Raw genomic sequence first — 25,059 nt, 5'->3', positions numbered from 1 at the left:
CATGGATGTCAATTCAGCGATCGATCAGGCCATCGCACGCCATCAGGCGGGCGATTGGGCCGGGGCGGAGGCTGCCTATCGGGATATCCTGGTCGTGGCGCCCGCACTAGCGGATATACATTACCTGCTGGGCATGTCATGCCTTTCCCAGGGCAAGGCAAGTGCTGCCGTGAAGCCATTGCGCACGGCCCTGCGGATGAAGGATGGCCGCGGGGATTGGTGGCACAATCTGGGTATCGCCCTGCGGCAATCCGGTGACCAGGCGGCGGCACGGCAGGCCTTTGCCACGGCCATCACCCAACTGGATGGAAACCCCGCCCAGCAGGCGGAGGCCCTGGCGGAGCAGGGCGCCCTGCTTGCCGGTACAGACCCGCAGGAGGCGGAGGCGCTGTTGCGCCGTGCCCTGGTGCTGGTACCCGGTTTGCCGTCCGCTGCGGGCAATCTGGCGGCGGTGCTGTTCAACCGTTGTACTGATGGTGAGTTTCTGAACCGGCCCGAGGCCGTGTCACTGCTGAAAGAAGCGCATCGCCTGTCGCCGGCCAATACCGTCATCGCCAATCGCCTGGGCATTGCGTTGCTGCGGGCGGAACGGCATCAGGAGGCGCTGGCCCTGTTCGATGCCGTGCTGTCGCGGGAGCCGGATAATGGCGCCGCCCTGCTGGCCCGATCGGATGTGCTTTCCATCCTGGGGCGTTTCGAGGAGGCTGCCGCCGCAGCGCGCCAGGCTGCGGTCGGGTCGTCTGGCCGGCTGGGCCCCCTCCTGGCGCTGGGTGTTGCTCTGCATGGCCTCGGCTCTCTGGAAGACGCCCGTCAGGCGTTCGATGCCGCCATTGTGGTTGATCCGGATAATCTGCCCGCCCATCTTAATCTGGGCACGCTTCTGCGTGATCTGGGGGATGATGAGGGGGCGGAGCGCTGCTATCAGCGGTCGCTGCAACTCGCCCCGTCAATGCCCGTGGTGCATTGGCAACGTGCGCTAGCCCGCTTGATGGCCGGGGATTTTGTCGAAGGCTGGCGGGAATATGAATGGCGGTGGGGCATACCGGGCTTCAGCCTTGCCCCCGTCTTGCGTGCCCTCCCCGTCTGGGACGGCAGCGGCTTGTCGTCAGGCGCCATCCTGTTGGTCCATGCGGAGCAGGGGCATGGCGACAGTTTGCAGTTTGTGCGTTATCTGCCGTTGTTGAGGGCGCGGGGCCTTAACGTGCTGTTGCAGGTGCAGCCGGCCCTGGTCAGGCTGTTTCGTGAAAGCTTGCCATCGGATATCGCGGTTGAACGGCTGGGCGCTCCGGTGCCGGAGACGGTATCATGCCGGTGTCCCTTGCTGGGCCTTCCGTTGCGCCTGGGTACCCGCAATCTGACAGACATTCCTGCGCAGGTGCCATATCTCTCGGCTCCGTCGGATCGTCGTGATCTGTGGCGTCAACGGCTGCGTGATCTGCCGGGATTGAGGGTGGGGCTGGTCTGGGCCGGGGATTCGCGGGAGGGCGATCCGCGGGCGGCGGCAACGGATAAAAGGCGCAGCCTGTCCCTGTCGCAATTGCCACTCCTGGGCACGCTTCCCGGCGTCACCTTTGTCAGCCTCCAGAAGGGACCCAAGGCTGCGGAAGCAGCGCAGGCGCCTTTCCCATTACATGACTGGACAGATGAACTGACGGATTTCGCCGATACCGCTGCACTGGTCAGTGAGCTGGATCTGGTGATTGGTGTGGATACGGCTGTCATCCATCTCTCGGCCGCGTTGGCCAGGCCGACCTGGGTGCTGTCGCGCTTCGACGGCTGCTGGCGATGGCTGCGCCATCGGGCAGACAACCCATGGTATCCGGAATTGCGTCTTTTCAGGCAGAGGCAGTGGGCTGACTGGCATCCCGCAATCGCCGAATTGGTTAACGCGCTGGCGCTGTCACCACCCAAAAGATCTGGCTAAGTCAAACTGTTGGATTTCAAGCTTATCTTTTTGCCATATCTCTGTTGGCCAAATGAAAATGGCTTCATCCGCATAATGGGTATGGGGTTTGTGACTCCTCAATGATTCTGCATATTTAGCGGATTCAAAGATTCCGTTTGCGTGTTCCGTTGAACTGCGCTAATGTTCACCGGTCTACGAGAAGGCTTACGGCCATGCAGATTGAGGGGATCAGGAGCGTATCAACGCCTTATGTGTCTGCGGTGACGCAAAGCAGCGCCGCGGCTGAGGAGCGTTTGGCCGAAGCCCCTCCGATCCGTTCATCGAGCCTGCCTTATGTCAGTCCCGTCCTGCAATATGACAGCGATGCAGCGGTTGCTGTTCTGTTGTTCCGCGATGGCGGTAGCGGTGACGTCGAGACCCAGTATCCCTCGAAGCGCGTTGTTCGCGAGTATCAGCTGCGTGGCCGGGAGGCAGGTGTTTCGGAAGCATCTTCCAGTACGGGTGAACGTTCCGGTGGGAATCAGCTTCTTGCCCTGGCCCGCAGCGGGATCAGCGCAATCAGCGGCTCCCCCCCCGCGGGTTTTGCCGGTGCCAGCACGGGCACCGCCTCGCCGACTGTGGCGGCATCACCGACCGTGGTGATCGCTGGCGGCGGCAACGTGGTGGGGACGGTCAATTTCGTCGCCTGATTTTCATTTTCGACCGTTTGATCTTGATATGCCGGAGCACCCGTCGGGTCTCCGGCATTTTATTTAATTCTTGGTTGAATTGTTCTGGTTTGCCGTCTGGATTTATTTGACGCCTCTGTGACACGGTGCGTTATCCACGCTACCCCGCGCGTGAGCTTAGCAATGCCACAAAAATCCTGATCCCGGCGGTTCCGGGCTGGCGTCAGGGGTTAGGCCGTGCACATCTGAGATCTGTAGCTTCTGTTCCGGCAGAAGCAGAAAAGGCTGGGTGACTGATCTGTGTCGTCTGCTGAGCTGGCGTGCGATCTGTCCATATGTATAGGTGTTGGCGTCTGCCGTTAAACGGCTTGACTCCTCCCCCAATTAGGTGTTCCATCCACTTAACCCGAAAAATTCGGGTGGATCATACCTCCAAAGGAGAGACACTATGTCTTCTAATGACGTCAGCTTGACCGCTGGTATGCGTAACAACCTTCTGCTCCTGCAGAAGACGAACAAGCAGGTCGAGTCCATCCAGTCGCGTCTGGCGACCGGTAATAAGGTCAATTCCGCTCTTGACGGCCCCAACTCGTTCTTCGCTGCGAAGGGTTTGAATACCCGGGCGGGCGATTTGTCGAGCCTCAAGGAAGCGATGGGCCAGGCCATCAGCACCATCCAGGCCGGTGATAAGGGTATCACCGCCATTGAGGATTTGGTTGCGCAGGCCCGTGGTCTGACCACGACTGCTTATTCCAATCTCGGCAATGATGCTTCCTCCATCGCCGCGCGTAAGTCGCTGGCGGAGCAGTTCAATCGCCTGAAGGATCAGATCGACAAGATCGCTGGCGATAGCGGCTATCAGGGTAAGAACCTGCTGAAGGGCAATGGTCTGACGCTGGATAGCACTTCCGACAGCCGCAAGGGTGTGAACAGCATCTCTGGCCTGTCGAACAGCCGTGTCACCAACGTCGTCAGTGCCGATACTTACTCGGTGAAGATCAGCGGCACCGGCGCCATCAGCGCCGACCTGGAAGATATCGCTAAGGCTGAAGATGCCCGCGGTCTGGCTTCTCTGAAGGTCTCCGGCACTATTTCGGCCACGTCCGGCAACTTCTCCGACATCAGCGTGGAGATTCGTGGTAACAGCGGTCGTGAGCGTACGGCCATTGTGACGGAAAACGGCGAATCCCGTACCTTCAAGTTCTTCGATAACACCCAGTCTGCTGTTGCCAGCACGGTTACCGCCGGTGTGACGGCCACGACCGGTGTTGCGCAGGTTTCGAAGATCGCCATCAGCGGCTCGGTTGAAGAAGGTGACACCTTCACCGCAACGATCAATGGTCAGTCGTTCAGCTACACGGCCAAGGCCTCCGATCTGACCGACTCGACCACGGGCACTGCCTACAACCCTGATCAGCGCCGCGCCAAGGTTGCCGAGGGTCTGGCCCGTGCCATTTCCGGCGGTGCCGATTTCGACGGTACCAACATCACCTCTGGCGGCACCCTGACCAGCGCTGACTCTGACGATACCGGTAAGCGCTTCAATGTCGCTTACAACACGGATGCCAGCGCCAATTCCGCTGAAATTCTGATCAGCTCTGACCTGACGGGTGGTACCGGTGCCAGCTTTACGCTGGGTGCGAGCTCCACCAACGCGGCCCAGAAGGCGATCTCGGTCACCTTCTCTTCCGGTACCACGGTTTCCTTCACGGTTGACCGCGCTCTGCTGGAAGCCAAGGGTACGTCGGCAAATGGCGTCTCAAGCATTGAGAAGAATGTCGACATCACCCTGTCGGCTACCAACCTCAATGGCGTGACCGTGGAACGCTCGGGCCTCAATGCCCGTGGCAATGCCAAGCTGAGCGAAGGCGAGAACTCGCTGAACTTCGATAGCGGTACGGTTCGTGTGACCGTCGATGCTTCGACGATCAAGGCCGCTGCTTCCTCCGCTCTGCCCGCCAACCTGACGACGGTGCAGCGTACCGACGCCAACACCGAGAACGATCTGGCTGTTCAGTTCAACGCCGACAACACCTCCAACATCCAGGTGGTCAGCCGGAATGTGACGACGGACGGTCAGGGCCTGCGTGTCGACTATGCCCAGAACAACTTCCTGGACCGTGCCGATATCGACAAGGCTGTTGCCAGCCTGGACTTCGCAACCTCCACGCTGCGCAGCGCCTCTCAGGCCCTGTCGACCAACCTGAACGTCATCCAGACCCGCGAGAGCTTCACCAACGAGTTCTCCAACGTTCTGGTTGAAGGTGCAAACAAGCTGGTCCAGTCCGACCAGAACGAGGAAGGCGCGAACCTGCTGCTGTTGCAGACCCGTCAGCAGCTGGGCACCATCTCCCTCTCGCTGGCCAATCAGGCTCAGCAGTCGATCCTGCGGCTGTTCTAAGCCACAGGGCCGTAAGGCAAAGGGAAAGGCGGGCCAAAAGCCCGCCTTTCCTGATTCTGGTCGGTATTCACCTCCCCATGCCAGCCTCCCTGGGGCAAAATGTTCGGGTGTGCTGGTGCGTTTTTTCGTGACCGCCGGGGGGTGGCTGGCTTACTTCCTTGTGCAGTATGGACGCCGCCGAGCGGGCTCGTGCGTCCTTGAACGGGAAATGCTGCCGTGCCTTTAAAACTTGTTCTGCGTCCGGGTGAGAAGCTGATCGTGAACGGGGCCGTTCTGGGCGTCGGCGATCATCCGGTTTCGCTGTTCTTCTACAACAAGGTTAATTTCCTGCGGGGCCGGGAAATCCTGAAGGAAGAGAACTGCGACACGATCGAGAAGAAGCTCTATTTCATTATCCAGCTGATCTACATCTTCCCCGAGGATGCGGAACTGAACCTGATCAAGTTCGGCATCATCCTGGAAGAGGCGCGGCTGGCGCACCCTGCCGAGTCGGGCTTGTTTGACGACGTTCAGACGCTGGTGCAGTCCGGGAACTACTATCGCGCGCTGAAAATCTGCCGGAAGCTATTTCCGGCTGAGACAGCGTCGGGTGCTGGTGACGCTGCGGACAAGCAGGCCAAGGCGCCGGTGGTCGTGACCAAGGTCCGCCGTCGCCCGGTGATCAACCAGCCGGAATGACGGTGCCCGTCTGATCCACCAATAGGGTCCGGCAGACCTGTGCCGGACCCGTGGTCCAGACGGCGGTACCCCAGGACCAGCCGACCCCGAAGCCGCACAGCAGCAGGGTCCGCCTGCACGACATCAGGGGACCGGGCAGCGCGTCGGTCATGGCCAGGGGGATGGTGGCGGAACTGGTATTGCCCCGATCCGCCAGCGCCAGAACCAATTGATCCTCACGCGCCCCGATCTTCGCACCCAGTCGCCGCAGCATCATCTCATTCGCCTGATGCAGCACGACATGGTCGATACCGTTGATGTCGGTGCCGGCGAGGGCCAGGGTGGCCGCGATGGTTTTCGGCACCTCCCGCAGGGTGAAGGCGAAAACCTGGGTACCATCCATGAATAGCAGGGGGCCGTCGGGCTGCCGGGCGCCGCCACCGGGCTGGATCAGATAAGGCGCGCCGGCCCCATCGGTGCCCGTGTCCACCGTCAGGCAGCCGCCATCCGCGTCCCATTCCAGGGCCGTGACGGTGGCGGCATCCCCGAACAGGGGCGCGACGGAGCGGTCGTCAGGGGCCATGGTCCGGCTTGTCGTGTCACCCGCCACCAGCAGTGCCCGACCGCGCCCCATCCCGGCCAGCAACGATGCCGCCAGCCATAGGCCATAGACATAGCCGGAACAACCCAGACTGACATCGAAGGCGGCGCATTGCTTGCCCAAGCCCAGACGGTGCTGCAGCAGGCAGGCGGTGGCCGGCAGCGGATGGTCCGGCGTCTGCGTGACGACGATCAGCAGATTGACCGAGTCGTCACCCCAGCCCAGCCCGCCCAGCAGGTCGCGTGCCGCCGGTAGGGCCAGATCCGACATGCATTGGCCGGTGGCCGCGATGTGGCGTCGGTGGATGCCGGTGGCGGTGGCAATCCTCTGTGCCTGATCGCCGCCGAACCGGGCTGCCAGATGCGTTACATCCTCCACCCCGACCGGCAGGGCGGAGACGATGCCGCGAAGGGCGATGCCGTTGATGCGGGCCTGGGCCATGCGCCTTACCTTCCGATCAGCAGGTGATGCCGCCGTCGATGGTCAGCGTCTGCCCGGTAATATAGCGCGCGCCATCGCCCAGCAGGAACAGAATGGCAGGCGCCACATCATCGGCTGTGCCCAGACGGCCCATGGGGGTGCGCCGCACGATCTGGTCGCGCTGCCCTGCCGACAGGGTGCCGGACATTTCCGTGTCCAGATAGCCGGGGGCGACGCTGTTGACCGTGATCTGCCGCCGCCCCACCTCCCGCGCCAGGGCGCGGGTCAGCCCATCCAGCCCCGCCTTGGTCGCGGCATAGGCGGTAAGGCCGGTATAGCCGCGCTGCCCGATGATGGAGGAGATATTGATAATCCGGCCCCCGCCGGGGCGCGACAGCATGTGACGCAGGACGGCGCGTGCCACCTGGATGGCCCCCGTCAGGTTGGTCTGGATCAGGCTGTCCACCTCTACCAGAGGCAGGGTCGCAAGTATCCCTTCCCGTGCGATGCCGGCATTGTTGACCAGGCCCCAGGGGGCCCCGAAACGCTGCACCGTGGCGTCGATGAAGGACTGGGTGGAGCTAGGCTCCCCGATCTCTGCCTGTTGCCAGAACAGACGGTCGGGATGGGCGTCCAGCAGGGCCGGCAGGGCATCGCCCAGACTGCGGCTGCAGGTCGCCACATTGTAGCCGGCATCCAGCAGGGTGCGGGTGAGGGCGAGGCCCAGGCCCCGGCTGCCGCCGGTGACGATCACGGTACGGGTCATGCTTCCTCCGCGATGCGGCGCTTCTTGCCGGCGGCTGACAGGGGGAGCGCCTCGACAAGGCGCAGACGGCGGGGACGGGCAGGGGGCGGCAGGTCGGCAACAGCCTGCGTTGCCAGCATCCGCCACCCCTCATCCGCGTGCCAGCCGGGGGCGATGATGTCGGCGGCCAGGATGGCGCCGGTGATGGGGTTGGGCACGCCATAGACCACAGCATCGGTGACCCCCGGCAGGGCCAACAGCCGTCGTTCGGCCAGGGTGGGGTTTACCTTGGCGCCGCCGACATTGACGACAAGGTCGTTCCGGCCACGGAATAATATCCGGTCACGGTCAATCTCAACCAGATCGCCGGTATCATGCCAGACAGAGCCCACCCTAGCTTCCAATATATCATTCTGAATACGGAATGATATTTGATCCGGTGGCTGCGATAGCCATGCGGCGGGAAATCCTTCCCGGCCGTCGGCCACGGTCAACAGACGCCCCAACTCAGTCGAGGCGTAGATGCAGCGGATGGGCACACCGGGAAAGCGTCTGGCCAGCGCGTCCAGCAGCGGCTGGTCCACCGCCTCTCCGCCCAGCGTGATGCGGGCCAATGGCGGCGCAGCGCCTGACAGCAGCAGCACACGCCAGAAGCTGGGTGTGGCGCTGATATGGCTGGTACCGCCGGTTACGGCCAGCCGCACCAGACCTGCGGCGTCCGCCGTGGGATCGGCCAGCAGTTGCCCGCCCCCGGCCATGGCCGTCAGCAGCACCTGCAACCCTGCGAAGCCGCAGGCATCGTAGGTCAGCAGCCAGTTGCCGCCATCCCCGCCGCGTGTGCCCGTGATCCCGCGCAGAACATCGTCGAATGACCGGGCGATACGCTTTGGCGTGCCCGTGGTGCCCGAGGTTTCCAGCAGAAGCGTTCGGCCCATTGCTTCAACAGTGTCGGGTGCCGGCAGGCCACCCCGCAGCAGGGCAAGTGGCACCTGCCGGTTCCATGCCGCCAGCAGGCTGGCGATCAGCCGTGGCAGGTCCTTGCCGTCCGCCGACAGCGGGCCATCGGGCAGGTTTCCCGCCATGGCCCGCAGGTCGGGCCATGTCCAAGTCCGGCCACCTGTGACCAGGCGGAATGCGGGATTGACCCAGGATGGGGGGGCGGCGTCATGCATGGCGCCATCATGCGGCAGGGTGGGATGGCATTCCAAGGATTTCAGCCACTGGCGATGGTGATCCAGGCCCAGATGACCCCGCCGACGAAGCCGATCAGGCCCGCGACGATCACCATACCCCAGAGGAACTGCTTGAACTCCCCCTGCTTCCAGGCGCTGCGGGCCAGCAGCAGCAGGTAGAGCAGGACGCCGATGCCGATCCATCCCCAGATGCCGGGCATGGCCATCACGCGACGGCGTAAAGGGCGGCCAGTTCGCCAGCCGTGTTGAACTGCCGGAAGCCCTGACGGAACGGGTCCTTGCCCGTCACCCCCTCCAACGCCACGATCAGGGTGGCAAGGTCCAGGCTGTCAAAGGGCAGGGGGCCGTCAAGGAACGCGGTGTCCGCCGTCACGGGGGCAGCCGCCGTTTCACCCTTTTCGGCCAGGATGCGGGCGGTTTCGCGGGCGATCAGGTCCAGCATGCTCTTTGTGTCGGTCAATGGAAGCTCCCGATCAGGGCGTTGACGCGGCTGGCCGCCTCCACATGCGGCATGTGGCCGGCGCCGGGCAGAAGATGGAAGGGAATACCGGTCGGGACCAGTTGAGGAGAAGGCGGTGGAACGATACTGTCCTGCGCCCCCCAGATCAGCTGCACCGGCACCTTTGGCGCCCAATCGCGGGTTACCAGCCGTTCGGAAAGATCGGCACGGTTGGCATCCAGCAGCGCCTTGATCGCGGCCCGGTTGGCCGGCACCGACTGGCGCAGCGTCAGGGCGCGTGCCGTCGGCTCCACCAGGGGCCCCGGTTCCGCAAACAGCTTGGCCGCGGCCAGCCGCGACTGTTCCAGGTCTGATGCATCGGCCAGACTGTCCAGGAACTGATGGTCAAGATCACTGCCCAGCCCGGCGCAGGCAATCAGGGTGGCACGCCCGATCTTGGCTGGCTGCTGATGGGCCAGCGACAGGGCGATGCGCGCGCCCAGCGAATGGCCCACCAGATCGACCTGGGACAGACCCCAGGCATCGATCAGGTCGCCGACCCAGCTTGCCAGATCATCGACATGGCCGGGCCCGACCTCCAGCGTGCTGGACCCATGGCCCGGCAGGTCGGGGGCCAGCACCGCGCGGTCGGTGCCAAGCGCTGCTAGATTGAACTGCCAGGTCAGGGCATCGCCGGCCAGACCATGCAGCAGCACCAGGGGCCGCAGCGTTCCTTCCCCGATACCCAGCCGCCCGCCATTGATCCAGGCGGCCGGACGGCCAGCAAGGTCGATCACCTGCCGTCTGATGCGGCTGATGGGTATGGCGGGGCGGGGCAGGGCGGACATGGGGTCAGGCGCGGTCGGCACCGGTCAGGGCCAGCAGATCACCAATGGTCTTGGCCTTGGCCAGATCCTCACCGGCCACGACATGGTCGAAATGTTCATCGACCAGGGCGATGAAGCTGATGACGGCCAGACTGTCCCAGCTGTCCAGGCTGTCCAGGGGCGTGTCGGGCGACAGGCTGCCGGCATCGGTTTCCAGCATCTCTTCCAGGGCGGCCAGGAATTCAGCGCGCGTCATGACACACTCCTCACGTCAGGTCGGGGGAAGGGTCTTCTGGACCACATCCCGGTTGATCAGCGCCCATTGCGGGTGGGCGCGCATCGCCGCATCCGCGTCGCGCCAGCCGAACGCTGGCTTAACGGGCAAAAGCGTTTCCAGCAAGTGCCGTACCAGGATCAGATCCTGTTCCGTATCGACGCACCAGCGCCAGGGTGCCTCCAGCGTGGGATCGGACAGCCAATTCAGCCGGAACCGGTCGGGCCGGCGCCAGAGGAAGGGCATCACATGTTCCCGTTCGAACGGCTCCGTCGCCTCTTCCCAGGCGGCGCGCAGATCCGCCATCCCAACGATTTCCGCATCCAGCCCGCGCGGGTAGCGGGCGACATCGATGGCGGCATAGGCCGGCGGTGGGTCGGCAGTGCGGTAGAGCGTGATCAGGTCGTCGACCAGGGCCGGGTCGATCAGCGGGCAGTCGCCGGTGAAGCGCACGGCGATATCGGCCAGCTGGGCAAGGGCTGCCCGGTAGAAACGATCCAGCACGTCGCCTTCGCTGCCCCGGAAGACCGGCACGCCCAACGCCTCCACATGGGCGGCCAGCGCATCATCCTGGGCCAAATCGCTGGTGGCGACGCACAGGCCCGTCAGATGGCGGGAACGGCGCAGGCGGTCGATCTGGTGGGCAATCAGGCTTTTGCCGGCCACCGCCATCATCACCTTGCCGGGCAGGCGGGTGGAGCCCATGCGGGCCTGGATGATGCCGATGATCCGGGGGGCCATCAGGGGGCCTTGCCCAGCATGGTCCAATCCACCGGCTCCCCCCGCGTCAGGTCGCGGGCGGCGGTCCGGCCCAGCACGTCGGGAAGGTGTTTGGGCGCCAGACCCAGGCCGGGACGGATGGAGCGCACATCCGCGTCGGTCAACACCGTCCCCGCCGGCACATCGCGGCTGACATAGAGGGAGCGGCGGAAGGTCCGCCCGCCCGCTTCGGATGGTTTCAGGGCGTAGGAGATGTCGCCCAGGGCGGCATGGGCCACGCGGCAGGCCTCCGCCATGGCCTTGAACTCCGCCGGTTCCAGGGAGAAGGCGCAGTCCGGGCCGCCATCGGCGCGAGCCAGGGTGAAGTGCTTTTCGATGATAACGGCACCCAGGGCCACCGCCGCGACCGGCACCGCCACACCCATCGTGTGATCCGACAGGCCGACGGGCAAGCCAAAGGCCTGCGCCATATGCGGGATGGTCGCCAAGTCGCAATCCTCCACCGGCGTCGGATAGCCCGAGACACAATGCAGAAGGGCGATATTGTCGTTGCCAGCCTCCCGCGCCGCCGCCACAGCCTCCGCAATTTCCCCCAGGGAGGCCATGCCCGTGGACATGATCAGCGGCTTGCCCGTGGCGGCGGCCTTTCGGATCAAAGGCAGGTCGATCAGTTCAAAGCTGGCGATCTTGTAGGCGGGTGTATTCAGGCTTTCCAGAAGGTCGATGGCGGTGGGGTCGAACGGGCTGCTGAACAGAGCGATGCCGGCGTCGTGCGCATGGTCGAACAGGGCCGCGTGCCATTCCCAGGGGGTGTGCGCCTCCTGGTACAGCTCATACAGCGTCTTGCCGGCCCACAACCCGCCTTCCAGCCGGAATTCCGGACGGTCGACATCCATGGTGATGGTGTCGGCGGTGTAGGTCTGTATCTTGACGGCATCGGCACCGGCATCGCGCGCCGCATCGATCAGACGGCGGGCGCGGTCGATATCGCCATTATGGTTGCCCGACATTTCCGCGATCAGGAAAGGCCGCTGGCCGGGCTGGAATCGGTCGGGAAAACGGGTCATGCCTGATGCCGGATGGGAAAGCGATGGCACCATGGTAGCATCGTGTAAGGCCCGAGAGGAAGCGGGCCGGTGAGATCAGGCCCGCCGCGTCATCTTCTTCGTGGCTGCACTTTCCACATTGTCGAGATAGATGATGAGGTTCAGCGACCCGGCAATGACCTCCACGAACTTGTTCGACATGGAGGGCAGGCGGATCTTGCGACCGATGCAGTAATTGACCAGGGACGCGGCCAGTTCCGCCGCATTGCGGGGCAGGTGCGTGCGTTTGCCGTTATCATCCTCGATGATCAGTTCTGCCGAGACGGGGTCCTCATGCAGCTCCAGCCCCACGACCTGGCCGACCGGCAGTTCCAGCCGTTGCTTGCGCATCAGATCGATGATGGCCTGGATCGCCTCACGTTCTGTGAAGCCCAGGGTGCGCATCTCCTTCACCGGACTGCCCTTCTTGTTTCCACAACATATCCTTGTACGACATTAGGCAGAAATCCGCCGGTCAACCCAGCGATTTTTCAACCTCCAGCCCCGCAATATCGTGCAAACGCAGCAGGCCGAGCGGGAAACCCTCGCCGTCCACCACCGGCAAGACATTGATCTGGTGCGGTGTTTCCATGATTTCAAGCGCTTCCAGCGCCGTGGCATCGGGGCCGCAGGTCCGGCGCACGGGCGAGGTCATGCAGGCCCCCGTATCCCGCTCCAGGAAGGTTTTGCCATGGGCGGCAAGTCTACGGCGGATGTCGCCTTCGGTCACGATCCCAGTCAGCCGGCCTGCCCCATCCACCACCAGGGCGGCACCGTTGGGGAAGCGGGTCATGGCCAGCAGGGTTTCGAAGATCGGCTGTTCTCCCGTGACCAGGGCTACCTGTTCGGGCGTCTTCACCATCAGGTCACGCACCTTGCCGGCCAGCACGATGCCCAGCGTGCCGCCCGGATGATTGTCGCCATAGTCGGCGATGGTGAAGCCGCGCCGGCTGGCGACAGCCACGACCAGCGCGTCGGCAAGGGCCAGCATGGCGGTGGTGCTGGCGGTCGGCAGCTTGGTTTCCGTTGCCTCCCGCTCCACATGGCAGCGCAGGGTCCAGTCTGCGATCCGTGACAGGCCCGATGGCACGCGCGACACCATGGCCGCCACCTTCACCCCGCGCCGGGCCGCCACCTTGCCCAGGTCGATCAGTTCCTGGGTCTGGCCGCTGTTGGACAGCAGGATGACAAGGTCGCCTTCGCGCAGCGCGCCCAGTTCGCCATGCAGGGCATCCAGGGCGGAATAGTAGAAGGCCTGCGCCCCCACCGACGCCAGTTTGGACGAGAGCAGCCGCGCGATCAGGCCGGATTTCCCCACGCCCGCCACCAGCGTATTGCCGGCCCCGCTGGCAATATGGCTGACGGTCGCCAGGAAATCGGCGTCCAGGCTGTCCAACTGGGCCAGCACGGCCTTGGCCTCAATCCGCAGCAGGTCGGCGGCGGCCATCAGGGCCGGGTCGTCACGATGGGTCATCTCAAAGTCCGAATGGCGTTCAGTTGGCCTTACATAAGGTCTGGATCGTGGCATGGAAATGACGGATGCGGTCCTCGTTCGCGCCCAGCAGGGCTGCCCCTTCGACATGGCGCAGGCCGGCACCCACCGCGGCGCAGACGGCCCGATCCTCCGACAGCAGCTTTTCATTCAAGGCTGCCAGATGGGTAGTGACGGCGGCCAGGGCAGCCTTGCTGGCCCCGTCCCTGGCCTTGGCCAGACAGAGGCGATAGCGCAGGGTGAAGCTTTCCGGTCCCGTCGGCTCCAGCGTCTGCACGCTCATCATCCGTCCCGCCGTGATGCCGATGGCGAGGTTGGGGAACAGCAGCAGGTGGACATAGCCCTCCACCCCCGCCACGGCATCGACGGGGATCAGGCCCAGGCGTTTGCCCGCCCCTTCCCACCAGCGCTGCGCCTCTGCCCGGATGCCGGCATAGCCGATGGAATGCGGACCCGATGGCACCACGCGCCAGGAGCCATCCACCACGGTGCGGAAGCTTTCGGCATGGACCGCATCGACGTGATAGACCTCCAGCACATTCTCCACCCCCACCTTCCAGTTGGCGGCCCATGGCTGCGCGTCCTGAGCGAAGGGGGCGGACATGCCGTCGGACAGGGCCAGCAGCAGGCCCGCATGCGGACCCACAAAGTCCAGCAGGGACGGCCCACCGGGAACCAGCCGCACGAACAGGAACCGGCCGATCCGGTCCAGTTCATAGCGGGGCAGGGCCAAAGCCTGCTTGTCCGCCCTGTCCAGCCCGAAACAATCGGCATTGCCGGGGATACCGACGGGCACCCCGTCGCGATCATAGGTCCAGCCATGATAGGGGCAGCGGAGCGGGCCGCTGGCCGTGCCCGCGTCGCCTGCTCGCAACTGTGCGAAGCGGTGGGAACAGACATTGCGCAGGGCCCGCAATTCGCCATCGAAATCCTGGATAAGGACCGACTGGCCCGCGATCTGCCGCACCAGCCAGGAGCCGGGTTCCGCCACCTCATCCGTGAAGCCCACGAACTGCCAGGCATTAGCGAACAGGGATTGCTGTTCGGCCCGGTATCGATCCGCGTCACGGTAATCGGCGGCGGTCAGGGCGGCGGCGTGGGCCAGCATCGGGGAAGCCTGTGGTTAGGTTAGATCGGGTTTACGTTGACTGGAAGCACCCCTTATCGTCATCCCGGCGCAAGCCGGGACCCAGCGTAGAGCGGCGTCCGCCGCGACATGAGTCATATCGGCGCTAACCGCGCCTCACGCTGGGTCCCGGCTTTCGCCGGGATGACGAAGAAAACGCGCTTCCAGTCAAAAGAAGCCCGCTCCAAGGGGCATTGTGCAACATTGTGAAACACGAAAATCTTGTTGTTTCGGAGTTTGTGTCTTACCGGCTCCGACATGTTGGTATCTCCGAAATCTGGCAGTCTGTGCAACCAAGTGGAACACAAAATAAGGGGGTGTTTCACCGCTTACGGCTTTCCCATACCCAAAGCCGATGGCTTTGGTTTGGGGTGGGCGCAGATCGGGCGTTGATGGGAAAGACCATATCAGAAAGAAGGCTTTGGGGCAATTTAGACCTCCCCCACAACCTGCCCGTCCATGTCCTGAAACAGGCCGAAGCGGTGGCGCACGGCGGCCCAGTCGGCGGCCCGCATTTCGAACAGATGGACGTCGCGCGGTTCGCCGTTTTTCAGGGCGTGGTCGCGCAGGACACCAACATGGCGGTAGCCCAGCATGGTTTGCCCCTTCAGCACACGCTCATTGCTGGAAAACACCTGATTGACCAGCTTGCGCAGGCCCAGCGTGTGGAAGCAATGGTTCAGCATGGGCGCGAAGTTGAGCGCGCCGATGCCGGTACGGCCCCGCCGGTCGCCCATATAGACGCCGATGGTGCCGATCTTCCAATCGGCGTGGGTGATGGTGATGCTGCCATAGCCGACATCGATGCCATCGACCTGAATGATGCGGTGGACATAGTCGGTGCGGGCGTTGGAGCGGTCGATCCAGGTGCGCTGCCGGTCGATATCGTCGGGGACCTCGCTGAAGGATTGTTCGACGATTTCGGGCAGGCGCCGCCAGGTCAGCAGCAAATCGGCATCGTCGGGCGTGGGCAGGCGGAAGGTCAGGGCGCTGGTCATGGGGCGGTCCCATTTGTCGGCAGCAGGGCGGACAGCGCCGCATGCACATCGCCGATGCGTTGTTCACGCCAGCCCAGGATGCCGGGGCCGGTGGCGGCGATGCGCGCCTGCTGCACCTGTTCGCACAAGGGGCGATCCTCATCGATCACCTGCCGGGCCGATGCCGCCAGCATGGAGACAAGGCCGCGCCGGAAGCTGGCGGCCTTGGCATCATCGGACCCGGCGGGCAGGAAGGTCCGCCATTCCAGGCGGGTCCGGTCCACGGCCAGCGGCACCACGCGGTGGACGATGACCATGGTGCCGTGGAAGCTGGCGACATAGAGATCGGGGAAGATGAAGCAATGGTCGTAAAGGTCCTGCACCGCGAAACGGCGCAAGGCCCCACGTGCCACCAGCTTTTCCCACCAAGCGGCAGTACCTTCCGACAATTTCCATTGCGAGCGGCTATGTGCGCCGAACCGGTCGGTGTGCAGGTGGCGACGCCAATCGGCATCGACGGCGGGGTGGATGGTCTGCGGATGGACGGTGGAGCCGTGGAAATCATCCAGGGTGTTCTCCACCAGGATTTTCCAGTTGGCGGCAAAGTCGGTGCTGTCGCTGGCCACCGGGCTGTCGAGTGCGGCGGACAGCAGAGACAGATGGTCCGCCATGGGGCCGAGCCAGTCGGTGAGCGGCGGGGCGTCGGGCGTCTGGCGCCGGAACAGGAAGGGGCCACAGGCGGCGTCGCCCGTAACCCCTTCATCGGTCAGCCCGGCAAAGCGCCAGGGCAGGCCTGTGGCAAGGGCGGCCTGTTCGGTGGCGAAGGAATCCTGGTCATGGAACCAGTGGGGGGGCAGCAGGTCGCGGCGGGGTGGGGGCGTGTCGTAATTCAGCATGCCCCCTCCCGCCGCGCCGATGCGCGATGCAGGATGGCGGGGCCGGGGCCGATTACGGAGCCATCGGGAAGGGTGCGTTCCCTGTCACCGCCTACCATCCAGCCAGCGGGGATGGCGGGGGCAGCATCCGGGTCCAGATGCGCGAAGACCAGTCCACCGGCCACAGTGACCCCGATGGCGGGCAGGGCCAGGGCCTGACGCGCGGCATCGTCCAGGTGAAAATCGCTGTCATTGAAGGGAATGGCCTTGGGCACCCCATCCTGATCATAGACCCAGGCGTGATAGGGGCAGCGGAGCGGACCCTTGCCGGTGGGTTCCGTCAGCATCAGGGCGAAGCGGTGGGAACAGACATTGCGGAAGCCGCGCAGGGTGCCGTTGAAATTGCGCACCAGCACCGGAATGGCGCCGATCCAGCCCGTGGCCCAGCAACCGTGCGCCGCCAGATCATCACCATGGGCCAGCAGCACCCACCCGCTCATGCCGTGCGGCCCCCATCCACCACCATGGAGGTGCCGGTGATCCAGCGGCCTGCGTCCGAGATCAAAAAGCAGATGGCGTTGGCCACATCGTCGGGATGGCCGAAGCCCAGCGGCTGTAACTTTTCCAGATGCGCGATCTGATCGGCATTCAGCTTTTCAAAGCCGCGTTCGATCAGTTCGGTCATCACGATGCTGGGCACCACGCAATTGACGCGGATGGCATCGGGCAGCAGCTCCGCCGACAGGCCCTTGGTGGCGGCGATGATGCCGCCCTTGGCCGCCGCATAGACGACATTGGCAGGCGACGACGCGGTGGCGGCGGTGGAGGAGATATAGACAAGGCTGGCCTTGTCCGCCTTCACCCCCTTCTGTCGCAGACCCTTGGCCAGCGCCAGCGAGGCGCCCAGGTTGGTGCGCATCACATCATCGAAGAAATCGGCCTGGAAGATGCGGATGGGGCGCAGGGTCTGGATACCGGCGCAATGGGCCAGACCGTCAAAGGGGCCATTGGCCTGCGCCGCCGCCTTCATCCAGGCGGGGATGGCATCGATGGCGGACAGGTCGAAACTGTCGGCGCGGTGCCCGTCGCCGGGCAGGTTGGCCAGGGTGGCGGCCAGCCGCCCCTGATCCCGGCCCGTGATGGTGACGCGTGCCCCCAGCTTTGCCGCCAGGATGGCCGTGGCGCGACCGATACCGGCAGAGGCACCCGTGACCAGGATATGGCGGCCCGACAGGTCCATGGGATTGATGATGGCGGGCATGGGACTATCCCTTGATGATGCGCGTCAGAGCGTCCACGACCCGATCCTGATCGGCCATGGACATGGCGGGATAAAGCGGCAGGGACAGGCAGCGATCATACCAGCCAGTGGCACCCGGCAGATGCAAATCGCCATAAAGACGCCGGTAATAGGGCTGGGTATGGACGGGAATATAATGCACTTGGGCACCGATCCCATCCTGGCGAAGGGCGGCCATGAAGGCGGCCCGGTCCATGCCCAGGGCCGCGAAATCGATCAGCGCGACATAGAGATGCCAGCCCGCCGCCACGCCCGGCATGCGGGCCGATGGTGTCAGGATCGGGGCCAGTGGGGCCAGGGCCGTGTCATAGGCCGCGACCAGCTTGGCGCGGGTGCGCACGAAAGCATCCAGTTTTGCCAGCTGGCTGATGCCCAGGGCCGCCTGGATATCGGTCATCCGGTAATTGAAGCCGGGTTCCGGCATCTCATAATACCAGGGGTTGGGTTTGCCATCGGCGGCCAGGGCGGCGGTCGGGTTGGTGAAATCGGTCGGGTCGCGGGTCATGCCGTGGGACACGGCGGCCCGCATCTTTTTTGCCAGCGCGTCATCATTGGTGGTGACCATGCCGCCCTCACCCGTCGCCATGGTCTTGACGGGGTGGAAGGAGAAGCAGGCCAGGCTTGAGCGGTCGCAGGCACCGACAGCCACCATGGCACCATCCGCCCCGGTCAGGCTTGTGCCGACGGCATGGGCCGCATCCTCCACAATCATCAGGCCGCGTTCGGCGGCGAGCGCCGATAGGCCCGCCATGTCGGCTGTCTGCCCCGCCAGATGCACGGGCGCGATGGCCCGCACGCGCCAGCCCCGGGCCTCTGCCCGCGCGATTGCCTCCTCCGCGTCCTGGCGGCGCGTCAGGCCGGTATCGGGATCGACATCGGTGAAGGCCACCTGCGCACCGACATAGCGGACGGCATTGGCAGTGGCCAGGAAGGTGACGCTGGGCACCAGGACCGCGTCATCTGGCTTCAGATCGAGCGCCAGCATCGAGACATGCAGGGCGGCGGTGGCGTTGGCGCAGGCGATGGCATGGCGTGCCCCCACCTTCTCCGCAAAGGACCGCTCAAACCAGCCGATGCTGGGTCCCTGGGTCAGCCAGTCGCCGCGAAGCACCTGTTCCACGGCGGCGATGTCGGCCTCGTCAATCCATTGCCGCCCATAAGGCAGAAAGGGACCCTTGCTCACGAAGGCCGCTCCAGCAGGGCGCGCATCGCATCCTCTGACAGCCATTCGGGATTGGTGTCGCTGCGATAGCTGAAGCCATCGGGAACGGGCACCGCCCCCTGCTTGGCATAGGGGCCGCGATCCCACCATTTGAAGGCGGGTTCGATGATGTAGCGGTCGGGCAGTTCCACCGTCTGGCGGGCATCATCCTCGGTGATCATGATCTCATGCAGCTTTTCACCAGGGCGGATACCGACAATGCGGTGGGGCAGGGTCGGGGCCATGGTGTGGGCCAGATCGACGATGCGCATGGAGGGGATCTTGGGCACGAAAATCTCGCCCCCCTGCATCATGGAAAAGGAGGTGGCGACGAAATCCACACCCTTGTTCAAGGTGATCCAGAACCGGGTCATGCGGTCATCGGTGATGGGTAGTTCCTTGGCCCCCTCCTCAATCAGCTTGCGGAAGAAGGGCACCACCGACCCGCGTGACCCCACGACATTGCCATAGCGCACGGCGGCAAAGCGGGTGCCGACGGAGCCGGACAGGTTGTTGGCCGCCACGAAAATCTTGTCAGATGCCAGCTTGGAGGCACCATAAAGGTTAACAGGACTGGCCGCCTTGTCGGTGGAGAGCGCCACCACCTTCTTTACCTTGTTGGCCAGTGCCGCCTGCACCACGTTTTCCGCCCCGTTCACATTGGTGCGGATACATTCGATGGGATTGTATTCGGCGGTGGGCACATGTTTCAGGGCGGCGGCGTGGATGCAATAATCAATCTCCCGCATCGCCATGGACAGGCGCTGCTGATCGCGGACATCGCCGATGAAGAAGCGCAGGACGTCGCGGTTATCCATGTCCGCGAATTGCTGCTGCATCTCATACTGCTTGAATTCATCGCGCGAGAAGATGACCAGTCGGCGCGGCTTGCCATGTTTCAGCAGGAAACGCGTGAATTGCCGGCCAAAGGAACCGGTGCCGCCAGTGATCAGGACGGACGCGCCCTTAAACAGGGCGGGGGCGCGGGTGGGCTCTGTGCTCATCTCAATCCGGTTCGCTGACGGGCGGGCAGGATGCGTATGCTAGCCAGTTTGGCGGGCAGGGTTAAGTATTTCCGCAGATTGGGGCTTTCACCTCATCCCAAGCTTGTTGGATGCGGCGATGTCCTTGGGCTAAGGTGGCCGCACCCCGCCCCAGACGGACCGGAAATGGACCGCAAGCCACCGCCCCCGACCGACTCGCCCGACCGTCTGCTGGATGGGGCCATCGCGCGTCATCAACAAGGTGATCTGGCCGGGGCCATCGCGCTTTACCGGCAAATCCTGACAAGATGGCCGGGGCACGTTGATGCGGGGCATCTGCTGGGCCTGGCGCTTTGGCAGTCGGGCGAGGCCGAGGAAGGGCTGCACCGGGTCAAGGCGGCGGCGGAAGCAGCGCCGAGATCGCCCGCGATCCAGAATAATCTGGGCGGCATGCTGATGGCGGTGCGGCAGTTCCGTGCCGCCGAGCGGGCGTTTCGCGCAGCACTGGCCGTCAAACCCGATCTGGTTGATGCACAATCCAACCTTGCCGCCGTGTTGCTGGACCTGAACCAGCCGGCGGAGGCGGAGAAGGCGGCGCGCCAAGCGCTGGCCCTGGCGCCGACGCGGGCCGATGCCTGGTCCAACCGGGGCGTGGCCCTGCTGGAACTGGGCCGGTTTGAGGAGGCGGAGCAGTGTCAGCGCAAGGCCCTGTCGCTGAACCCCGATCTGGCGGTGGCCCATGCCAATCTGGGCACGCTTCTGCGCCGCCAGGGGATGAGCGACGAGGCGGTGCCCTGTTTCCAGCGGGCGCTGGAACTGGACCGGGATCAACCGGTGGCGCGGTTCAATTTGGCGCTGGACCATCTGGTTCATGGGCGCCTGGAACCGGGCTGGGCCGATTATGAGGAACGGTTCCGTGCCCGCCTGCGTCAGCCCCGGCGGGAACTGGATATCCCGTTCTGGCAGGGCGACATGCTGGCGGGCAAGCATCTGCTGATCTGGCCGGAACAGGGGCTGGGGGATGAGATCCTGTTTTCCAGCATCTTCCCGGACCTGAAGGGGCTGGACGGTCCGGTGACCGTGGAATGCGATGCCCGGCTGGTGCCGCTGTTCGCGCGGTCGTTCCCGCATCTGACGGTGGCGGCGACGGGGGCGACCCCCAGCGCGGATTTGCAGATCTCCGCCGGAAGCCTGCCGCGCATGGCGCGACCGGTGCTGTCCCGGTTTCCGGGGCGGCCCTGGCTGCTGGCCGACGGGGCCGGGACCGACCGCTGGCGCCAGGTATTGGACAGCCACGGTCCGGCGCTGAATGTCGGCTTCTGCTGGCGCAGTGGTTTGAAATCGGGGGAGCGGGCGGGGCTTTATCCAAGCCTGAGCGACTTCGCGCCCTTGCTCGCGCTGCCGGGTATCCGTTGGGTGCCGCTGCAATATGATCTGGATGAACCGGCCACCGTGGCGGAAATGAAGGCCGCCCTGCCGGACGGGATCAACCAGTTTCGCCCGGATATCGATCTGCGCGATGACCTGGACGGGGTGGCCGCACTGACCGCCGCGCTGGACCTTGTCATCAGTGCGGGGACGGCGGTATCGGAACTGTCGGGGGCGCTGGGCGTGCCGGTCTGGCGCATCGGTGGCGAGGATGAATGGACGCGCCTGGGCACGGATGTCAGGCCCTGGTATCCCAACATGCGCTGCTACAGCAGGCCTGCCGATCAGGATTTCGCTTCGCTGCTGTCCGGGATGGCCCGCGACCTGACCACGATGTTGATCAGTGGGGCGGTGGGCGAGGGGGAGGGTGCGCAGGACGCGGACGATCTGCATCGCCGGGGCCATGCGTTGATGCAGCAGGGGAAGGCCGGGGAGGCGGTGCCGCTGCTGGAGCGGGCGGCGCGGCTGCGGCCCGGTGATGCCCTGCTGCTGGCCCGCCTGGGTGCTGCGTTGCGGGCGGAGGGCCAAGCGGCGGCGGCGTGCGACCGGTATCGGCAGTCGTTGGCGCTGCGGCCCGGCCATGCGGTCACCATCGTGAATATCGTGCGCTGCCTGCTGGATTTGGGTGAGTTGGACGCGGCGGAAGCCGAATTGGCGCCGCTGCTGACTGGTCCCGGCATCTCGCCCCATGTCCATGACACGCTGGGCCTGATCCGGCAGGCGCGCGAACAATATGACGCCGCCGCCGCCGCCCATCGTGATGCGGTAACGGCAGACCCGGCGCTGGTTTCCGGCTGGATCAACCTGGGCGGTGCCCTGCGCGCCGGTCATCGCTTTGCCGAGGCAGCGGCGGCCTTCCGCACCGCGCTGGACCTGTCGCCCGATCAGGTGGAGGCCTGGACGGGCCTTGCCTATGCCCTGTTCCGCAACGGTGATCCCGGAGGGGCGGAGGCGGCACTGGATAAGGCGCTGGCCCTGGTGCCTGATTACCCGCCCGCCATCACCGACCTGTCCCGTATTCGGGAAATCCAGGGGCGGGAGGGGGAGGCGCTGGCCCTGCTGGACCGGTTGCTGGCGACGCATCCAGATAATGCGCTGGCCCGCTGGAACCGGTCGCATCTGCGGCTGTCGCGGGGGGATTTGGCGGAGGGATGGGCCGATTACCGCGTCCGTTTTGCCGCCGGTCAGGCCAATCCGGTGCGACAGATGGCGATGCCGGAATGGCGGGGCCAGGATATTGCCGGCAAGCGTCTGTTGGTCTGGCGCGAACAGGGGCTGGGGGATGAAATCCTGTGGGCGGGCCTGATCGCCGACCTGCAGGCCGCCGGCATCCAGGTGATCGTCGAATGCGATCCCCGCCTGACGGGTCTTCTGTCCCGGTCCTATCCGGCGATCGTGGCGCGGGCCGAAACACCCGATCCACGTGATGCGGACTTTCATTGTCCGCTGGGTGACCTGCCATCCATTCTGCGTCCGGGCCTGTCGGCCTTCCCGCCCCATGCAAAAGGCTGGATGAAGCCAGACCCCGCCCGCGCGCAGCATCTGGCATCCTGGCTGGACTGCCTGCCGCCGGGCCTGCGCGTCGGTTTCTGCTGGCGGTCGCAGCGGCAGGAGGGGGATCGTAAACAGGCCTATCTGTCCCTGGCCGACCTGCTGCCGCTGCTGACCCTGCCCGGCATCGTGCCGGTCAGCCTGCAATATGATGGGGCTGTGGCGGAGATCGCGGCATTGCGCGATGCCCGGGGCGTCACGGTCCATCAATGCCCCGATATCGACCTGAAGGATGATCTGGAGGCGGCGGCGGCCCTGATGGCCGGGCTTGATCTGGTGATCTGCGCGCCGACGGCGGTCGGGGAAATGGCGGCATCGCTGGGGGTGCCGGTCTGGCGGTTCCAGAACCGGCACGACTGGTCGGCGCTGGGTATGGCAGTCCGGCCCTGGTATCCAGCGATGCGGCTGTTCATTGCAGATCCGGTGCGCGAGGTCGTGCCCGCCATGGTGCGGGGATTGAATCACCTGCTCACTGCCCCGACCTTGCCGGCGGCACCGCCCACCCTGGAAGCGGTGGTGGAGCGACATCGCCTGGGTGATCTTGTGGGCGCGGAACAGGGGTACCGCGCCGTCCTGCGGGCACAGCCCGACGAGGTGGATGCCCTGCATCTGCTGTCGCAGGTGTTGCTGCAACGGGGCCGTGCGGCGGACGCGCTGCCCCTGGTTGATCGGGCGCTGGCTCTTGATCCGGAATATGCCAATGCCCACAACACACGTGGCAGCCTTCTGAAGGCGCTGGGCCGGTTCGCAGACGCGGAGAAGGCGTTCCGGCAGACCCTGTCCCGCCGCGCCGACCATGCAGAGGCCTGGGCCAATCTGGGTGCGACGCTGGTCGAACTGCGCCGTTACGGCGATGCGGAGAAGGCCAGCCGCCGTGCGCTCGCGCAACGGCCCGACTATCCCCGTGCCTTGGTCAATCTGGGCGTGGCGCTGCGCCATCTGGGGCGGTGGCGGGAGGCAGCGGAATACCAGCAGAAGGCCCTGTCCCGTGCCCCGGACATGCCGGACGCGTGGGGGGAGCTGGGCCTGTGCCGGGCGGCGTTGGGGGATGCGGCGGGGGGGCGGCAGGCGCAGGAAAAGGCCCTGTCCATCGATCCGACCTATGCCGAGGCGGCGGTCAATCTGTCGCTGGACATGGCGGGTCAGGGTGATGTGCCGGGTGCCCGTGCTGCCCTGTCCCGCGCCCTGTCCATCCGGCCCGGCTTTGCCCGCGCGCTGTATAATGATGCGCTGCTGGCCCTGGGGCAGGGAGACCTGAAGGCCGGTTGGACCCGGCATGAGGCGCGGTTTGACAGTGGGGAAGTGGCCTGGGGCGGCCCACCATCCGTTCCCCGCTGGGACGGAACACCCCTGTCGGGCCGGCGCTTGCTGGTCTGGGGGGAACAGGGGCTGGGCGATCAGGTGATGATGGCGGCCCATTATGGAAGGCTGTCGGGGCTGGGTGGCTCTGTCACCCTCTGGACCGATCCGCGGCTGGTGCCGATCCTGGCGCGGGCCTTTCCGTTTGCCACGGTGATGGCCGAGGGAACAGCGGTGGCGGTGGATTGCCATGTGCCGGCGGGCAGCCTGCCCCTGCTTCTGGCCCTTGATATCGCGGGTTGGAATGGGGCGGCGTTTCTGTCGCCGTGTTCCGACCTGGCCCCGTTATGGCGCGACAGGCTGGCGGCCCTGCCGCCCGGGCTGCGCATCGGCCTATGCTGGCGCAGCCAGTTGCGGACAGCTGCGCGGGAGGCGGCCTATACGGAACTGTCCGACTGGCTGCCCCTGCTGCGCATGGGCGGTGTCCAGGCCGTCTCCCTGCAATATGACGGGGCGGAGGAGGAGATTGCGGCGGTGGAGGCAGCCCATGGCGTGCATATCCACCGCTGGGACGGGGTCGATCTGCGCGATGATCTGGAAACGGCCCTGGCCCTGACGGCACAGCTGGATCTGGTTATCACGGTGGCCACGGCGGTGGGGGAAATGGCGGGTGCCTTGGGCGTGCCCGTCTGGCGCCTGTCGGGGCCGCTGGATTGGACAAGGCTGGGTACTGCTGTGCGGCCCTGGTTTGCCAGCATGCGGGTCTTCACGCCGGCATCCCAGGCGCCCATGGCATCGCAGGTGCCGGCGGTGGTCACGGCGCTGAAGGCCTTATACCAGTCCGTCTTGATGCTGACCGATGGTCAGCATCAAGACGGCCCTCAAACGCCG

The 25,059-nt window shown here is 65.1% G+C and carries 23 protein-coding genes; 5 read left to right on the top strand and 18 right to left on the bottom strand.

The window, feature by feature from the left end:
• The first annotated feature begins 1 nt into the window (after position 1).
• The 4 genes from ACODSP_RS19590 (at position 2) to ACODSP_RS19575 (ending at position 5,653) form a co-directional block, all read left to right on the top strand.
• A complete protein-coding gene (locus tag ACODSP_RS19590; RefSeq protein WP_488967232.1) occupies positions 2-1,924 on the top strand; it encodes a tetratricopeptide repeat protein in 1,923 nt (640 codons plus the stop codon).
• Between the two features lie 194 nt (positions 1,925-2,118).
• The gene (locus ACODSP_RS19585) at positions 2,119-2,595 is read left to right on the top strand and encodes a hypothetical protein (RefSeq protein ID WP_488967231.1); all 477 of its coding nucleotides are present in this window, start codon (positions 2,119-2,121) and stop codon (positions 2,593-2,595) included.
• 460 nt (positions 2,596-3,055) lie between these two features.
• Positions 3,056-4,975, top strand: coding sequence for a flagellin N-terminal helical domain-containing protein (locus ACODSP_RS19580; protein ID WP_488967230.1), 1,920 nt, complete (start codon positions 3,056-3,058; stop codon positions 4,973-4,975).
• Positions 4,976-5,191: 216 nt separating this feature from the next.
• Positions 5,192-5,653, top strand: a complete 462-nt coding sequence (locus ACODSP_RS19575; RefSeq protein ID WP_488967229.1) for a flagellar biosynthesis repressor FlbT — start codon at positions 5,192-5,194, stop codon at positions 5,651-5,653.
• Here the strand turns inward: ACODSP_RS19575 and ACODSP_RS19570 are convergent.
• The 18 genes from ACODSP_RS19570 to pseB form a co-directional block, all read right to left on the bottom strand.
• Positions 5,637-6,674: a ketoacyl-ACP synthase III gene (locus ACODSP_RS19570; RefSeq protein ID WP_488967228.1), complete on the bottom strand. Its 1,038-nt coding sequence runs from the start codon at positions 6,672-6,674 to the stop codon at positions 5,637-5,639. The genes ACODSP_RS19575 and ACODSP_RS19570 overlap by 17 nt on opposite strands.
• A gap of 16 nt (positions 6,675-6,690) precedes the next feature.
• Positions 6,691-7,419: an SDR family NAD(P)-dependent oxidoreductase gene (locus ACODSP_RS19565; protein WP_488967227.1), complete on the bottom strand. Its 729-nt coding sequence runs from the start codon at positions 7,417-7,419 to the stop codon at positions 6,691-6,693.
• Positions 7,416-8,570: an AMP-binding protein gene (locus tag ACODSP_RS19560; protein ID WP_488967226.1), complete on the bottom strand. Its 1,155-nt coding sequence runs from the start codon at positions 8,568-8,570 to the stop codon at positions 7,416-7,418. The genes ACODSP_RS19565 and ACODSP_RS19560 overlap by 4 nt, the downstream gene beginning before the upstream one ends.
• Positions 8,571-8,611: 41 nt before the next feature.
• On the bottom strand, positions 8,612-8,791 hold the full coding sequence (locus ACODSP_RS19555; protein WP_054169144.1) for a hypothetical protein: 180 nt from the start codon (positions 8,789-8,791) through the stop codon (positions 8,612-8,614).
• A 5-nt stretch (positions 8,792-8,796) separates the two neighbouring features.
• The gene (locus tag ACODSP_RS19550; RefSeq protein ID WP_488967225.1) at positions 8,797-9,051 is read right to left on the bottom strand and encodes an acyl carrier protein; all 255 of its coding nucleotides are present in this window, start codon (positions 9,049-9,051) and stop codon (positions 8,797-8,799) included.
• Entirely contained in the window at positions 9,048-9,878 is an 831-nt protein-coding gene (locus ACODSP_RS19545; RefSeq protein ID WP_488967224.1) for an alpha/beta fold hydrolase, read from the bottom strand. The genes ACODSP_RS19550 and ACODSP_RS19545 overlap by 4 nt, the downstream gene beginning before the upstream one ends.
• A 4-nt stretch (positions 9,879-9,882) precedes the next feature.
• Complete coding sequence (locus tag ACODSP_RS19540; protein ID WP_488967223.1) at positions 9,883-10,113, bottom strand: acyl carrier protein; 231 nt, start codon at positions 10,111-10,113, stop codon at positions 9,883-9,885.
• Between the two features lie 15 nt (positions 10,114-10,128).
• Positions 10,129-10,872 (bottom strand): cytidylyltransferase domain-containing protein, encoded by a 744-nt coding sequence (locus tag ACODSP_RS19535; protein WP_488967222.1) that lies wholly within the window; start codon positions 10,870-10,872, stop codon positions 10,129-10,131.
• Entirely contained in the window at positions 10,872-11,918 is a 1,047-nt protein-coding gene (pseI, locus tag ACODSP_RS19530; RefSeq protein ID WP_488967221.1) for a pseudaminic acid synthase, read from the bottom strand. Before pseI ends, ACODSP_RS19535 begins: the two co-directional genes overlap by 1 nt.
• 75 nt (positions 11,919-11,993) lie before the next feature.
• Entirely contained in the window at positions 11,994-12,350 is a 357-nt protein-coding gene (locus ACODSP_RS19525; protein ID WP_488967220.1) for a hypothetical protein, read from the bottom strand.
• Positions 12,351-12,411: 61 nt separating this feature from the next.
• Positions 12,412-13,410: a KpsF/GutQ family sugar-phosphate isomerase gene (locus ACODSP_RS19520; RefSeq protein WP_488967219.1), complete on the bottom strand. Its 999-nt coding sequence runs from the start codon at positions 13,408-13,410 to the stop codon at positions 12,412-12,414.
• 19 nt (positions 13,411-13,429) lie between these two features.
• Entirely contained in the window at positions 13,430-14,536 is a 1,107-nt protein-coding gene (locus ACODSP_RS19515; RefSeq protein ID WP_488967218.1) for an aromatic ring-hydroxylating oxygenase subunit alpha, read from the bottom strand.
• Positions 14,537-14,985: 449 nt separating this feature from the next.
• Positions 14,986-15,552 (bottom strand): GNAT family N-acetyltransferase, encoded by a 567-nt coding sequence (locus ACODSP_RS19510; RefSeq protein WP_488967217.1) that lies wholly within the window; start codon positions 15,550-15,552, stop codon positions 14,986-14,988.
• Positions 15,549-16,427 carry an RHO alpha subunit C-terminal catalytic domain-containing protein gene (locus ACODSP_RS19505; RefSeq protein WP_488967216.1) on the bottom strand — a complete coding sequence of 293 codons (879 nt, stop codon included), beginning with the start codon at positions 16,425-16,427 and terminating at the stop codon, positions 15,549-15,551. The genes ACODSP_RS19510 and ACODSP_RS19505 overlap by 4 nt, the downstream gene beginning before the upstream one ends.
• Positions 16,421-16,906, bottom strand: a complete 486-nt coding sequence (locus ACODSP_RS19500) for a Rieske 2Fe-2S domain-containing protein (RefSeq protein WP_488967215.1) — start codon at positions 16,904-16,906, stop codon at positions 16,421-16,423. The genes ACODSP_RS19505 and ACODSP_RS19500 overlap by 7 nt, the downstream gene beginning before the upstream one ends.
• On the bottom strand, positions 16,903-17,667 hold the full coding sequence (locus ACODSP_RS19495) for an SDR family NAD(P)-dependent oxidoreductase (RefSeq protein WP_488967214.1): 765 nt from the start codon (positions 17,665-17,667) through the stop codon (positions 16,903-16,905). Before ACODSP_RS19495 ends, ACODSP_RS19500 begins: the two co-directional genes overlap by 4 nt.
• Positions 17,668-17,671: 4 nt before the next feature.
• A complete protein-coding gene (gene pseC, locus ACODSP_RS19490; protein WP_488967213.1) occupies positions 17,672-18,889 on the bottom strand; it encodes a UDP-4-amino-4,6-dideoxy-N-acetyl-beta-L-altrosamine transaminase in 1,218 nt (405 codons plus the stop codon).
• Positions 18,886-19,911, bottom strand: coding sequence for a UDP-N-acetylglucosamine 4,6-dehydratase (inverting) (gene pseB, locus ACODSP_RS19485; RefSeq protein WP_488967212.1), 1,026 nt, complete (start codon positions 19,909-19,911; stop codon positions 18,886-18,888). Before pseB ends, pseC begins: the two co-directional genes overlap by 4 nt.
• 165 nt (positions 19,912-20,076) lie before the next feature.
• Here pseB and ACODSP_RS19480 point away from each other — a divergent pair.
• Positions 20,077-25,059 (top strand): tetratricopeptide repeat protein (locus tag ACODSP_RS19480; RefSeq protein ID WP_488967211.1); only part of this gene is annotated, 4,983 nt, incomplete at its 3' end.

This window comes from Niveispirillum sp. FG156, from assembly GCF_057809555.1.
The sequence above is the reverse complement of the archived record's forward strand: the minus strand, read 5'-3'. Positions and strand labels throughout refer to the sequence as shown.

What these genes read in the sequence shown, in the direction of transcription:
- ACODSP_RS19510 (WP_488967217.1), bottom strand. Translation starts at nt 15,552, where the DNA reads ATGACCAGCGCCCTGACCTTCCGCCTGCCCACGCCCGACGATGCCGAT.
- ACODSP_RS19580 (WP_488967230.1), top strand. Translation starts at nt 3,056, where the DNA reads ATGCGTAACAACCTTCTGCTCCTGCAGAAGACGAACAAGCAGGTCGAG.
- pseI (WP_488967221.1), bottom strand. Translation starts at nt 11,918, where the DNA reads ATGACCCGTTTTCCCGACCGATTCCAGCCCGGCCAGCGGCCTTTCCTG.
- ACODSP_RS19535 (WP_488967222.1), bottom strand. Translation starts at nt 10,872, where the DNA reads ATGGCCCCCCGGATCATCGGCATCATCCAGGCCCGCATGGGCTCCACC.
- ACODSP_RS19495 (WP_488967214.1), bottom strand. Translation starts at nt 17,667, where the DNA reads ATGCCCGCCATCATCAATCCCATGGACCTGTCGGGCCGCCATATCCTG.
- ACODSP_RS19590 (WP_488967232.1), top strand. Translation starts at nt 2, where the DNA reads ATGGATGTCAATTCAGCGATCGATCAGGCCATCGCACGCCATCAGGCG.
- ACODSP_RS19570 (WP_488967228.1), bottom strand. Translation starts at nt 6,674, where the DNA reads ATGGCCCAGGCCCGCATCAACGGCATCGCCCTTCGCGGCATCGTCTCC.
- ACODSP_RS19500 (WP_488967215.1), bottom strand. Translation starts at nt 16,906, where the DNA reads ATGAGCGGGTGGGTGCTGCTGGCCCATGGTGATGATCTGGCGGCGCAC.
- ACODSP_RS19505 (WP_488967216.1), bottom strand. Translation starts at nt 16,427, where the DNA reads ATGCTGAATTACGACACGCCCCCACCCCGCCGCGACCTGCTGCCCCCC.
- ACODSP_RS19585 (WP_488967231.1), top strand. Translation starts at nt 2,119, where the DNA reads ATGCAGATTGAGGGGATCAGGAGCGTATCAACGCCTTATGTGTCTGCG.
- ACODSP_RS19560 (WP_488967226.1), bottom strand. Translation starts at nt 8,570, where the DNA reads ATGCATGACGCCGCCCCCCCATCCTGGGTCAATCCCGCATTCCGCCTG.
- ACODSP_RS19545 (WP_488967224.1), bottom strand. Translation starts at nt 9,878, where the DNA reads ATGTCCGCCCTGCCCCGCCCCGCCATACCCATCAGCCGCATCAGACGG.
- pseB (WP_488967212.1), bottom strand. Translation starts at nt 19,911, where the DNA reads ATGAGCACAGAGCCCACCCGCGCCCCCGCCCTGTTTAAGGGCGCGTCC.
- ACODSP_RS19520 (WP_488967219.1), bottom strand. Translation starts at nt 13,410, where the DNA reads ATGACCCATCGTGACGACCCGGCCCTGATGGCCGCCGCCGACCTGCTG.
- ACODSP_RS19565 (WP_488967227.1), bottom strand. Translation starts at nt 7,419, where the DNA reads ATGACCCGTACCGTGATCGTCACCGGCGGCAGCCGGGGCCTGGGCCTC.
- ACODSP_RS19540 (WP_488967223.1), bottom strand. Translation starts at nt 10,113, where the DNA reads ATGACGCGCGCTGAATTCCTGGCCGCCCTGGAAGAGATGCTGGAAACC.
- ACODSP_RS19555 (WP_054169144.1), bottom strand. Translation starts at nt 8,791, where the DNA reads ATGCCCGGCATCTGGGGATGGATCGGCATCGGCGTCCTGCTCTACCTG.
- ACODSP_RS19515 (WP_488967218.1), bottom strand. Translation starts at nt 14,536, where the DNA reads ATGCTGGCCCACGCCGCCGCCCTGACCGCCGCCGATTACCGTGACGCG.